Origin of the sequence: Saccharopolyspora shandongensis (assembly GCF_900106995.1) — a bacterium.
GTDB lineage: Bacteria > Actinomycetota > Actinomycetes > Mycobacteriales > Pseudonocardiaceae > Saccharopolyspora > Saccharopolyspora shandongensis.
This window is the reverse complement of sequence record NZ_FNOK01000068.1, coordinates 1-12,147: the sequence shown is the minus strand read 5'-3', so window position 1 is coordinate 12,147 and position 12,147 is coordinate 1. Positions and strand designations below refer to the sequence as shown.

Genomic DNA, 12,147 nt, shown 5'->3' with positions numbered 1-12,147 from the left:
CTTCCCGGCGTGTTCGCCGACCGAGCCACGCAGAGCGCCGGGAACCGCACACCGCGAAATTCGATAGCCCCCGTCAGGGGCTTGGCGTTGCGGGCTCGTTTGCCTAACGTATGAGCAAAATATGAGCCCAACTCACGTTTGGGGGATTTGTGTGATCACTCACCACTCCGAAGCCCGCCTCTGGCTTCTGAGCACTCCCGGCACCTCCTACGCCTTCCGGCTGGACGCCGACGACGTCCCCCGGCACGTGCACTGGGGCCGGCCGCTGACCCTGGAGCAAGCCGTCGTGATCGCGGCCGACCTGCCCACCGAGGACCCCGGCAGCGATGACCCCGGCGGTGAGGAATACGTGGTCGAGGGTGGCCTGCGCTTCGGGGCGCCGTCGCTGACCGTCCGGTTCGACGACGCCGTCCGCGGCTTCGAGTGGCGGTTCATCTCGCACAAGGTCGAGGACGACCGGCTCACACTCTCCTTCACCGACCGCGTCCGCTCCCTCGGTATCGACCTGAACTATCGGATCCGGGACGGCCATGACCAGATCGAGCGCTGGGCCGTCCTCACCGCGGGCGAGCCGGTGGACGTCCTGCGGTTCGACTCCGCCGCCTGGACGCTACCCGCCCGCGACGACTACCGGGTCAGCCATGTGGTGGGGGAATGGGGCCGGGAGTTCCAACTCCAGCGAGACCGGGTGCCCGTCGGGGAGACCGTGTTCACCAGCCGCCTCGGCATCACGGGACAGCACGCCGGACCCTGGCTGATGCTCGACGCGCAGGACGCCGCCGAGGAGCACGGTGAGGTCTGGAGCGCGGCCCTGGCCTGGAGCGGCAGCCGCCGGATCACCCTGCGCCGCGACCCCTACGGCCGTGCCTCCTGGACGGGCGGGTTCGGACACGAGGGGCTGGTCTGGAAGCTGCGCGCCGGCGAGCGTCTGGAGACCCCCGTTTTCACCGGGCTGTATGCCCCCGACGGCTTCGGCGGCACCAGCCGCCGCTGGCATGCCTACGTCGAACGTCAGGTGCTTCCCGCCCGTCCTGCCGAACGCCCTTTGATCTTCAACTCGTGGGAGGCGACCGAGTTCGACATCACCGAGAAGCAGCAGACCGAACTGGCCGAACTGGCCGCGGGTCTCGGCGTCGAGGTCTTCGTCGTGGACGACGCCTGGTTCGGCGCCCGCACCAGCGACATGGCCGGGCTCGGCGACTGGTGGCCCAACCCCGACCGCTTCCCGAAAGGCCTGGGCCCGCTTGCCGACCACGTCCGCGCGCTGGGCATGGGCTTCGGCCTGTGGGTCGAGCCCGAGGCGGTCAACCCCGACAGCGACCTCTTCCGCGCGCACCCTGACTGGATCCTCTGCCAGGACGGCCGTGCCCGCACGCAGCGCCGCAACCAGCACGTGCTGAACTTCGCCCGCCGCGACGTCCGGGAATGGGCGGTCGATTGGCTGGCCAGGACCGTCGCCGAGCTGGACGTGGTCTTCCTCAAATGGGACATGAACCGGCCCTTCAGCGAGGCAGGGCAGCCTGGGGCCGCCGACCCCGACCGGGTCTGGATCGAGCACACGCGCGGGGTCTACGAGGTGATGGACCGGCTGCGCGCCACCCGTCCCGGCCTGTACCTGGAGTCGTGCGCGGGCGGCGGCGGCCGGGCCGACCTGGGCGTGCTGGCCCGCGCCGACCAGATCTGGACGTCGGACAACACCGACGCCGCCGACCGGGTCGCCATCCAGCACGGCCACTGCCAACTGCTGCCCGCCCGGACCATGGGCGCCTGGGTCACCGACAGCCCGCACAGCTTCACCGCCCGCCCGACCTCGGTCCGGTACCGCTTCCATGTCTCGATGGCGGGGGCGATGGGCATCGGCGGCAACCTGCGGAACTGGAGCGAGGAGGATCTGGCCTGGGCCCGGATGCTGGTCGAGCAGTACAAGCGGATCCGACCCGTGGTGCACGGTGGCGTCCAGTACCGCCTGGGGCACGACGCCGTGCAGTACCTCACCGAGGACGAGGTCGTCGTCTTCCAGTTCCAGCCGTCCGCGCTGGCCCGCTCGGTCGCCCGCACCCGGCTGAAGGGCCTCGACCCCGACGCCCGCTACCAGGATGAGGCCACCGGCGCCGTCCACGAGGGCGCCGTCCTGCTCAGCCACGGTCTCCCGCCGCTGCTGTCCTTCGACTGGACGAGCGAGCTCGTCCACCTCAAGAGAGTGCCTCGATGAGCCTCGCCCCCCAACGGCCCGAGGCCCTCGCCGAGCCTGTCCGCAAGGTCGGTCCTTGCTGGGTCGCCCTGTACGTCCTAGCCAACGTCGGGATGTTCATCCCGCTGCAGGCGCCGACCACGTTCCTGATGCCCGAGCAGATCGCGCAGATCGACCCGGTGGAAAAAGTCGGCAGTTACGCCTGGGTCAGCATGATGGGCGCAATCTCGGGAATCGTCCTCGCGCCGCTGGCCGGCGCCCTCAGCGATCGCACCACCAGCCGGTTCGGCCGCCGTCGGCCGTGGCTGATCGTCGGCTCGCTGGTCTGCATGGCGGCGCTGGTCTGCATCGGCATCCAGACGACGGTCACCGGGGTCGCGATCGGCTCTCTCGTGCTGTCCGCCGCGTTCATGATCATCGGTGCCGGACTCTCCCCGGTGGTGCCCGACCAGGTCCCGGCCGGACAGCGCGGTGTGGTGCTGGGCTGGGCCATGGTCCCGCAGGCCGGCGGCATGATCGCGGGCGGGCTGCTGCTCGGGCTGGTCACGGGCTTCTCCGCGCAGTACATGCTGATGGCCGCGTTGCCGCTACTGATATTGCTGTTCGCGACCACCATGAAGGATCCACCGCTTCCCCACCGGCACCGCGAGCCGTTCTCGCTGCGTACCTTCCTGGACGGCTATCGGATCAGCCCGCGCGAGCACCCCGACTTCGTCTGGGCGATGAGCTCCCGGTTCATCATGGGGCTGGGCTACGGGATGGGCACGCTCTACCTGCCGTACTTCCTGGACGACGTACTGCACTACGAGCAGTTGTTCCCCGGCCAGTCGACCGAGGACGGCCTGCTCATCGTGATCGGCGTCAACTGCCTGGCCACGATCTCGACGGTCGTTCTCAGCGGCTGGCTCTCCGACAAGCTGGGCAAGCGGCGCATGCTGGTCTTCCTCGGCGGCGTCACGATGGCCGTCGCCGCGGTCCTGCTCGCGCTGTCGCCCACGTGGACCATGACGTTGGTCGCAGCCGTCGTCCTGGGCCTGGGCTACGGCGTGTACCTGGCCGTCGACACCGCCCTGGTCACCGAGGTGCTCCCTGCCTCGGCGGACCGCGGCAAGGACATGGCCCTGGCCAACCTGATGACCTCCCTGCCGTACGTACTCGTTCCCCCGGTCGCCTCGGTCGTGCTCAGCAGTCTGGGGGGCTACCGCTCGCTGTTCCTCTGCTCCGCGGCCATGTCCGTGCTGGGCGCGGTATTGGTCTGGAGGGTCAAGACCGTCCGCTAGAGGACGTAAATCCGGTTGCGATCAAAGAGTGGTTCGCGTGAGGTCCTTGATCCAGATCATGGCGGCGCCGGATATGCGGGCCGACGCGGTAGCTCTCGGGTTGCTTGTCGTAGCGGGTGGCGATGCCGCGTCAGGCTTTCAGCTGTTGATCAGACACTCGACGGTATCCCTATCCTCGTCGAGACGGGCGTCGTAGCCGATGGTCGACCGCCTCTTCGGTTGCCAGTCACCGGAGTCGATCGTTCAGATAGCTCTTGAGGACTCGTTTGCACTCAGCGATCAGCTGGGTGTCGCCCTGCGGATTGGTACGGAAGGCGAGTTTCAGCACGCTGTCCGCGCACTCCAGGGCCACCCGCACCGCGATCTCCAGTTCGGCGTTGTCCTGGGCCCCGGCCAGGGAGGCGGTCAGTGAGCGCAGCCTTCCGGCGACCGCGGTGTTGTTGTCCAGGGTCGGCTCCAGGATGTGGTCCTGCCCCGCCGCCCCGAAGTCGACCACGCCGAAACCGGTGATCGTCTGGCGCATGGTGACGAACTCGTCGACGGTCACATCCACGATGCCCGAGATGCCGTCGGGCTCCTCGCGCTCCAGCCGGTCCGCGACCCGCACCAAGAAGGACTCCAGATTGCGGGCGGCGAGCGCGCCGATCAGCCCCTCCCTGTCGGGGAAGAACTGGTAAAGGGTGCCGATGGGCACCTCGGCCCTGCGGGCCACCTCCTTGGTGGTCAGCGCGGCATAGCCGACCTCGTCCAGGAGTTCGGCGCAGGCGTCCAGCAGCCGTTCGACGCGTTCGGCGCTGCGCTTCTGGACTGGCAGCCGGCGCAGCGTCCCCGCATTGCGATCTTGATTCACGCTTCCATCATCCCATCGAACAAGCTAACATGAGCACTGCTCATGTTTCAGGAGGTTGGACGTGACACTGGACCATCTCCCCGCGAACTTCGTCTGGGGCGCCTCGACGGCGTCGTATCAGATCGAGGGCGCCACCAAGGAGGACGGCCGCGGACCGTCGGTATGGGACACCTTCACCGCCCGGCCCGGCACAGTCCGCGACGGGCACACCGGTGACGTGGCCTGCGACCATTACCACCGGTACGAGGAGGACATCGCGCTGATGGCCGAGGCGGGCCTCACCGGCTACCGCTTCTCCATCGCCTGGCCCCGGATCCAGCCGACCGGCACAGGCGAGGTCAACCTTCGGGGCCTGGACTTCTATGACCGGCTGGTCGACGGCCTGCTCTCATGCGGCATCGAACCTGTCCCGACCCTCTTCCACTGGGACCTCCCGCAGGGCCTCGAGGACGACGACGGCTGGTTGAACCGCGACACCGCGCACCGCTTCGCCGAGTACGCCGCCATCATGGCCGACAGGCTCGGCGACCGCGTCCAGAAGTGGATCACACTCAACGAGCCGTTCATCCACATGGTCTGGGGCTACGGTCTCGGCACTCATGCGCCGGGCCGCGCCCTGTTCCTGGACTGCCTGCCGGTCGCCCACCATCAGCTGCTCGGTCATGGCCTGGCGTTGAGGGAGCTTCGGGCGCGCGGCCTCCAGGTGATGATCGCCAACAACTGCACCCCGGTCTGGCCTGCCTCGGACGCCCCCGCCGACCGCGCCGCCGCGCGAGCCTATGACAACCTGCACAACCGCCTGTTCAACGACCCGATCCTCACGGGCGCCTACCCCGACCTGTCGGCCTTCGGCGCGGACGCGACCCTCGGCGGCTCCGTCCGGGACGGCGATCTCGAACTGATCTCGGCCCCCCTGAACGCGCTCGGCATCAACTACTACAACCCGACCCGGATCCAGGCGCCGGCGTCCGAGGGGCTGCCGTTCGAAGAGGCCCCCATCGAGGGCTATCGCCGCACCGCCTTCGGCTGGCCCGTCGTCCCCGACGGCCTGCGGGAACTGCTCGTCGGCCTCAAGGAGCGTTACCCGGCACTCCCGCCGGTTTACATCACGGAGAACGGCTGCTCGGTCGAGGACGTCGTCAACACGGACGGCACCGTCCTCGACCTCGACCGCATCGACTACTTGGACACCCACCTCCAGGCCGTCGACGCCTCCGTGGCCCAGGGCGTGGACGTGCGCGGCTACTTCACCTGGACCCTGATCGACAACTTCGAATGGGCCGAGGGCTTCCACCAGCGCTTCGGTCTCGTCCACGTTGACCACGACACCCAGGTCCGCACCCCGAAGGCGTCCTTCGCGTGGTACCGCGACCTCATCCGCGCTCAGCGCGGTTGAGCCGCCCGCCCGACCGTCCGATGGGGACCGCAGTTTCAATTGAAACTGCGGTCCCACTGCGCCGAGCTCGCGCGGATTCCGTACGCGCTCCGGCGTATCCCGGATGCCGAACTCGCACCCGATCCGGATCAGCAGGACCATCACGTCCATCTGCCGCAAGGCGACGGTCAGGTGGGAGTTGTCAGCCGGGACCGGGCTGCCGCATACCCGACCACCAGGCGTCGACGAGCCGTCGACCCACACGACGGGACGTCCTGGGATGACCGAGACATGGAGCAATTGGGCAGGCAACGAAGAGGTCCGGCCCGGAGCACGGCCGAGGTGACCGAAGCCGTCCGGGACGCGGGCAGCAACCCGGTAGTGATGAAGCAGGTCGTCGGCCGCGACGGTGAGGTGGCGACGGTACCGGCAGCGCGGGCGAAGGACGCCCGGCCCAGCAACGTGCATTCACTGGTTGGCACCTCAGCATCCGGTTGGCAGGCCCAGTCCCGGCACCGAGGTCATCCCGATCAAGGGACGGCGGTCACCCGAACCCGATAACCGACCACGCGGCTGGCGGAGCACATGTCACACCTCCGACCATCCGGACCCGCGCGTGCTCGCGACCCTGCGCAACCTGGCCATCGACGCCCTACGTCTGGCCGGACGCAACGACATCACCGAAGCCATCAGACGGGCCAACCGTCACATGACCGCCCGGATCGGCCTACGCGGCGTAGACCTCTGGGATCGCGGCTTTGATCCGTCGTACGGTCTCGGCGACATCCAGGTCTGTCGTATCGATGCCGAGGTAGCGGTAGTCGGCGTCGGGCGCCTGCCGGATGGTCACGTCCTCCGGGATCAGGTCGACCCTGTCCCGCCACTGCTGCGTGGTCTGCTTCGCGCGAGTGACCCGTCGCCGGTCCCGTACGTCCTTGGCCACCAACAACTCCACCAGAAACACCGCAGACGGCGGCGGCAGCAACCGCCGGAAGGCCAGATAGTCCGAGTATTCGCGCAGGAAGCTCCCCGCGATGACGTTGGCGTAGCCCGCCCTCCAGAAGTTCTCCACGAGAAGGGCCACGTTCCGGCGGATCAGGCCGAACAGGTCGTCGTCCATCAGGCAGGGATTGACCTGTCCGACGTCCTCCGCGTCGATCCGCGCACCGCGCGGCGTATGTGGCAGCAGGGCGCGGATGATCGTGGACTTTCCTGCGCCTTCCTCGCCGTTGACAACGATGAGCCGAGCCTCTCGCGGCGAGCTGGCGTGCTGGTCCGAATCAGGCATTGACGGAGTATTGCTGATCTACCGAGGGGTTGACACGGCCATATTCCGCACGTCTTGGCTTCGCCGGCCCGAGGGAACGCAGAGAGCCCTGCCGCGTACCGGCCTGCGGGGTTCCAAAAGTTGGTCCGTGTCTACGATTCGCCCGACCTCATCCAGCGCTCCCACACCGACGCCTCGGCGGCATCCTCCACGAGTACGAGCATGCCGCTCGACCTGCCCGGACGAAGTTTCCGGCAAGGGCAGGGCTGAGCCTGGGACGAGGGCGCACACGGAAACCCCGGTGCACCGGGGCCGGACACCCCGGCCAGCACCAGGAGCGCGTCCGGTTCCAGGACCGCGACCCGAACTCCGGTGAGCCGGCGTCACGGCTTCCGGCCAACACCCCCGACGATAAGGTGCTCCGCGTCGGTCACCGGGCGTAGGCGAGGGCCGTCGGGCCACCAGTCGTGGAGGTAGACCAGGCCGGGTTCCACCATCTCCAGGCCGTCGAAGTAGGACTGGATCTCCTCGCGAGTGCGCCAGAAGCCGCTGCCCAGGTTGGCGTCGTGGAAGGATTGCTCGGTGCGGCGGGCGAGGTCGGCGTAGTAGCCATTCTCGTCCTGCGGATTGAAGAAGTGCGTCAGCGCGAGGTACGAACCCGACGGCAGTGCCTCGATGTACGTCCTCATGATCTCGTGTGGGCGCAACTCGTTCGGGACGTGGTGGATCGTTCCGCACTGGATGAGCGCCAGTGGCGTGTCGAAGTCGATGTGCTGTCTGACGGCCGGATTCGACAGCAGCTCGTCCGGCTTGGTCAGGTCGGCGCTGACGAAATGGGTCAGGCCGTTTTCCTCGAGCAACGCCCGCCCGTAGGCCAGGCACGCGGGATCGTTGTCGACGTAGACGACCGAAGTTTCACGCTCGATCCGCCGTGCCACCTGGTGAGTGTTCTCCCTGGTCGGAAGACCAGAACCGACATCGAGGAACTGCGTGATGCCTGCCTCGCGGGTGAGAAAGCGGATGACCCGCGTCAACCAGTGCCGGTTCTCGATCGCCAGCAGCCTGGCCTCCGGCAGCACCTCCATGGCCTGACGCAGCACCGCGCGGTCTACCTCGAAGTTGTCCTTGCCACCAAGGAAGTAGTCGTAGGCGCGGGCGACGCTGGGTACCGAAGTGTCGATCTCCGGCGACGGCGGGGTCTCACTCACGAAGGTGATATTGACACACTCCGCTCACGCGGTGGACCCCTGCATCCGGATGAGTTGTGGATACCTCTATCAGGATCTCCGATCCCGCCCTCGCACCGGTACCCGGCACTCACACAAGGCGTCTCACCTCATCCGGACAAAGCGGGAGGATCCCTCCGGGACGGCCAGCGGATGGCGCGAGGTCGTCCTAGGCGCATGGCTTGGAAGCGACCGCATAGCTCGCTCGTGCTCGGCACCAGCTTCTGACCATGCGCACGTCCGGCTGCCCGCACTCTCGAACATCCGCTATCGCCGATGACGCGACCTTGCCCCAGCCAGTAAGCGCCGCGCGATCCCGCGGCGTTGCCATGCGGTCGCAGTCCAGATGTGGCCTACCGACTCCGTGGTGGGCATCCGCACCGCACCCACCGGTGACTACCTCGTCGACGCCTCGGGCCGGACTCTGTACCTGTTCACGAAGGACGAGCCCGGCACCTCGCGGTGCGTCTACCCTGGGACGACGAGTTCTCCCGCATCGATGCAGCAGCCGGACGGCCTTGCGCACGTCGTGCGCGACGACGTCACGACCAGTGTTCCCAATCGTGTTTTCGACGAGTCATCGTTTCGGCCGCGTGCTGTGCCAGAAGGCCATGCGGTCGAGTAGGCCGTCGCGTAGGACGAGCGCGTGGAACAGCACCGCGCACATGTGGGCTGTGAAGGCGAAGAAGAGCAGGTAGGCCAGGACGGTGTGGGCTTCCCGGAGCGTCGAGTACAGGGATGCGCTGGGTGGGAGGATGGCGGGCAGATGGAGCGGCCCGTAGAGCACGACGGGGGTTCCGGCGGCCGAGGTCATGGCCCAGCCGATGAGTGGCTGGGCGAACAGCAGGGCGTAGAGCAGGTACTCCGACCCCGTGGCCACGACGCGCTCAGCGGGCGACATGGTGGCTGAATGTGCCGGCGGTCGGCGCAGTAGCCGGTTGACGAACCGGACTACGACCAGAGCGAGGATCGCGATTCCCAGTGGCCGGTGGAGGAACAGCAGCGCATGGTAGGCACTCGGGGAGGCCACCATGGCGACCCCGATGAACAGCATGGCGATCACCATGACCGCCATCACCCAATGCAGCACTCGGGAAAAGACCGTGTAGCGGGCGGGGCTGTGAGGCGAGTTGTTGTTCACTGTTGCACCTTTGAAACGTCGACCGCGCTGGGCTGCTTGGGTTCGCTGGATCTGCGTGTGAAGGACTGGGAGTAGACCGCCGAGCGCGCACTGAGCAGTGGATCGTCGGATGGCGAGATCCCGTCCGGTAGCACGAGGGGGTCGAAGTTGACGTCCCGGGCGTTTCCGACTCCCTCGGTCTGCACCGAGTCGATCGTCAGCGTCCCCGCAGTGATCTTCTGGCGGCTCTCGGGCCAGGGCACGGTGGGGTCGTCCGTCGGATCATCGGGTTCCCCGACGGTAAGCACCAGGTTCCACTGCAGCGGATGGGCCGAAAGCTGGACGATGAGCGAGTCGAACAGGTAATTCTCGTCGGCGGGTTTCGTCGTGTTTCCGGGGCGGGCCGGCTGCGCGGGCACCAGGGACCAGCGTACCGGGACGGTCACGCCCGTCTCGTTGGTGGCGAGGAAGGCGTTCAGGCTGTTGAAGGTGCTGTCGTCAAACCCGGATGTCGGCGGGTGCGTCTTGATGATCTTCTGCGCCCTGGCGGTTTCGGGATGCTTGGCGAGGAATTCGGCCATCTTCTGCGGATCCGGCTGGCCCGTGCCCGGAACCGGTTTTGACGCGAGGAGCCGGTCGTAGAAGCCCTGCACTGTGTTGTCGGGGAAAACCGGGATGTTGATCAGGGCGGTGCGCCACTGCTCCCCGTTCGACAGCGCGAAGACCAGTCCGAGACCCCGGATGGTGTCGTTGGCATCGGTCGCCTGCGGTTTGCCGCCGGACAGTGAGAATCTGCCAATAACCGGGGTGCGGCCTGGGCGGAAGACCGACGCCTTGGATACTGAGGTTCCAGACCCGTTGCTCGTGAAGTATCCCGATACGCACACGCCTTTGGCGTGGTTGCGACGGAATCCGGCATGCTTGCCGTGCACCTCCTCGAAGCGATCCGCGATGCGCACCGGTGTCAACTTCTCGGAACTCAACCAGCCGCCCGCGTAGAGGAACCCACCGGCGCTCATGACGCCAACGCCACCTACGGCAACGAGCCCGAGCAAAGTGCTCCGGCGACTGACCATGGGACAGCCGGGCGAAAGGGGCGGGTTGGTGTCTTCGTCCATTTCCCTCTCCATATCAGGACTGTGATCACGAAGCCGGAAGCTTCGTCCGCTGCAAGTGAGACCTACGTGCGAAGAACCCGACACGTTCAACCATCGAAGAGTGCTCTCGGTCACAGAGCTCGGGCTTCCTTGATCCGGCGCGGTCGAAGAGGTTGCGCACTCAGCGTCGATGTGATCCGCCACGACGCGGCGACGCGCGGTCTCGAGGTTCACCGCGTTGATCGGCATCCCGCGCCGCACCTACACCCGTTGGATCGCCGAGCAGCGTGCTGGGAACCCTCCGAAGGGCCCGTGGCCGGCCCCGGTGGTGGAGAAATACGCCCAGGACTGGCCCGCCCGGGGCCACCGCAAGATCCACGCCTCAATGCGAGTCGACGGCTACGACGTATCGGCGTCTACTGTGGAACGTGCGATGTGGCGACGGAACTTGTTGCAGCCGGTGGAATATCAGGCACAGCGACGTGAGCTGACCAGCGCACGTCAAGCGGCGTTCGCGGATCCGCCGACGCGGCCGAATCAGGTGTAGCAGCTGGACTTCAGCGAGTTCGAGACCACCGTCCGCGAACGCGCGCTCGGGTCGCTGAAATACGACCACCTCTACCGGCTCGAGATCGGCGACGGCCAGGCCCTCGCCGTCAAGGCCGAGTACTACCGCCAGGTGTTCAACCACGTCCGACCGCACGAAGCCCTCGGCTTCGCGCGCCCGGTGGACATCCACCAACCAGATCAACAGGCACAACTTTCAACCTAAGAAGATCGAGCCAAAAACTTGACGCGGGACAGCTGCCTCGCTCAGACCTGGGCCAGGCCTCCGTCGACGAAGAGCTCGGCGCCGGTGGTGAAGCTGCTGGCATCCGTTGCCAGGAAGACCACGGCTGCGGCCACTTCGTCCGGGGCTCCCAACCGGCTGAGGGGCATGCCGGTCAAGAGAGCGTCCCTGAAGTCGGTTGCTCGGGCTGCATCGGTCCCGCCGCCGAAAAGCCCGGAAAACCCGGGAGTCTCGATCGGGCCTGGGCTGATCGCGTTCACTCGCCCACGTCCGCCGGAGCAAATGTGGTGCTGATCAAGCGGCACGCATGAAAAGGTCCAGCCCGGCTGCGGCACCGGAGCAGGCGTTCGTAAACGGACTCGTGCTTTCTCCTGTGTTGATCGCGTTCCCGCAGTGTTTTGCGGGCTGGCAGCGTCCAGGCGTCTGGCCTGCTCGCGGGCCTGGCGATATCGTCCAGCCGCCGCCGGAACACGATGGCATGAAGCGCTCACGGCCCCACGGAACCACGTTGTCCCGTATGTCCGCGGTCACACTCGTTGGAAGCAACCACCCACGGGGTCGCACGTCTATGTCATCGAAAGAAGGTTGCAGACCAGATCTTTTAACAGCTCGTTTCAGAATGACGTTGGTAGTTGGCGGTAGCAGATCAGGACGCATCCGAGTTGGAGGAGTCCGAGATGGATGTCGGCTCGTCGTTCGTAGCGGGTGCGGAGTCGTTTGAACTGGTGCAGCCAGGCGAAAGTGCGTTCTACGACCCACCGGACGGTGCCGAGTCCGGAGCCGTGGTCGGTGTTCTTGCGGGCGATACGCGGGACGATTCCCCGATCACGCAGGGCTTTCCGGTGGTGGTCGTAGTCGTAGCCGCGGTCGCCGTAGAGCCGGCGCGGCCGCTGCCAGGGCCGTCCGCGTTTGCCGCGGATCGTGGGCAGGGCTTCGACAAGCGGGATCAGC

Annotated in this window: 13 protein-coding genes and 1 pseudogene; 4 read left to right on the top strand and 10 right to left on the bottom strand. The window is 66.9% G+C overall.

Annotated features, from left to right (window positions below):
* Window positions 1–121: 121 nt before the first annotated feature.
* Both BLW84_RS40215 and BLW84_RS40210 read left to right on the top strand, forming a co-directional pair.
* On the top strand, window positions 122–2,212 hold the full coding sequence (locus BLW84_RS40215; RefSeq protein WP_177226965.1) for an alpha-galactosidase: 2,091 nt from the start codon (window positions 122–124) through the stop codon (window positions 2,210–2,212).
* Window positions 2,209–3,471, top strand: coding sequence for an MFS transporter (locus BLW84_RS40210; RefSeq protein ID WP_093276912.1), 1,263 nt, complete (start codon window positions 2,209–2,211; stop codon window positions 3,469–3,471). The genes BLW84_RS40215 and BLW84_RS40210 overlap by 4 nt, the downstream gene beginning before the upstream one ends.
* A gap of 21 nt (window positions 3,472–3,492) precedes the next feature.
* Here BLW84_RS40210 and BLW84_RS50215 read toward each other — a convergent pair.
* Window positions 3,493–3,689, bottom strand: a pseudogene (locus BLW84_RS50215) (IS5 family transposase); the annotation flags it as partial.
* Between the two features lie 8 nt (window positions 3,690–3,697).
* Window positions 3,698–4,321: a TetR/AcrR family transcriptional regulator gene (locus BLW84_RS40205; RefSeq protein ID WP_093276910.1), complete on the bottom strand. Its 624-nt coding sequence runs from the start codon at window positions 4,319–4,321 to the stop codon at window positions 3,698–3,700.
* Window positions 4,322–4,382: 61 nt separating this feature from the next.
* Here BLW84_RS40205 and BLW84_RS40200 point away from each other — a divergent pair, with 61 nt between their 5' ends.
* Window positions 4,383–5,717, top strand: a complete 1,335-nt coding sequence (locus BLW84_RS40200) for a GH1 family beta-glucosidase (RefSeq protein ID WP_093276907.1) — start codon at window positions 4,383–4,385, stop codon at window positions 5,715–5,717.
* A gap of 706 nt (window positions 5,718–6,423) precedes the next feature.
* On the opposite strand, the gene BLW84_RS40195 is transcribed toward BLW84_RS40200, so the two are convergent.
* The 3 genes from BLW84_RS40195 to BLW84_RS50680 all read right to left on the bottom strand — a co-directional run bounded on the left by BLW84_RS40195 (window position 6,424) and on the right by BLW84_RS50680 (window position 8,570).
* A complete protein-coding gene (locus tag BLW84_RS40195) occupies window positions 6,424–6,984 on the bottom strand; it encodes a hypothetical protein (protein WP_093276904.1) in 561 nt (186 codons plus the stop codon).
* 362 nt (window positions 6,985–7,346) lie between these two features.
* Window positions 7,347–8,171: an SAM-dependent methyltransferase gene (locus BLW84_RS40190; protein WP_245761722.1), complete on the bottom strand. Its 825-nt coding sequence runs from the start codon at window positions 8,169–8,171 to the stop codon at window positions 7,347–7,349.
* Between the two features lie 285 nt (window positions 8,172–8,456).
* Window positions 8,457–8,570 (bottom strand): hypothetical protein, encoded by a 114-nt coding sequence (locus BLW84_RS50680; protein WP_483880108.1) that lies wholly within the window; start codon window positions 8,568–8,570, stop codon window positions 8,457–8,459.
* Here BLW84_RS50680 and BLW84_RS50550 point away from each other — a divergent pair.
* On the top strand, window positions 8,536–8,814 hold the full coding sequence (locus tag BLW84_RS50550; RefSeq protein WP_143061277.1) for a COG4315 family predicted lipoprotein: 279 nt from the start codon (window positions 8,536–8,538) through the stop codon (window positions 8,812–8,814). The genes BLW84_RS50680 and BLW84_RS50550 overlap by 35 nt on opposite strands.
* Here the strand turns inward: BLW84_RS50550 and BLW84_RS40185 are convergent.
* The 5 genes from BLW84_RS40185 to BLW84_RS40165 all read right to left on the bottom strand — a co-directional run.
* Window positions 8,767–9,330 carry a cytochrome b gene (locus BLW84_RS40185; protein ID WP_093276898.1) on the bottom strand — a complete coding sequence of 188 codons (564 nt, stop codon included), beginning with the start codon at window positions 9,328–9,330 and terminating at the stop codon, window positions 8,767–8,769. The two genes, BLW84_RS50550 and BLW84_RS40185, sit on opposite strands and share 48 nt — an antisense overlap.
* Window positions 9,327–10,427, bottom strand: coding sequence for a catalase family peroxidase (locus BLW84_RS40180; protein WP_093276892.1), 1,101 nt, complete (start codon window positions 10,425–10,427; stop codon window positions 9,327–9,329). The genes BLW84_RS40185 and BLW84_RS40180 overlap by 4 nt, the downstream gene beginning before the upstream one ends.
* Before the next feature lie 361 nt (window positions 10,428–10,788).
* On the bottom strand, window positions 10,789–11,157 hold the full coding sequence (locus BLW84_RS48065) for a hypothetical protein (RefSeq protein WP_177226963.1): 369 nt from the start codon (window positions 11,155–11,157) through the stop codon (window positions 10,789–10,791).
* 62 nt (window positions 11,158–11,219) lie between these two features.
* Window positions 11,220–11,456 carry an SDR family oxidoreductase gene (locus tag BLW84_RS49600; protein WP_245761721.1) on the bottom strand — a complete coding sequence of 79 codons (237 nt, stop codon included), beginning with the start codon at window positions 11,454–11,456 and terminating at the stop codon, window positions 11,220–11,222.
* A gap of 354 nt (window positions 11,457–11,810) precedes the next feature.
* On the bottom strand, window positions 11,811–12,147 hold a 337-nt coding region (locus BLW84_RS40165), incomplete at its 5' end, for a transposase (RefSeq protein ID WP_143061276.1).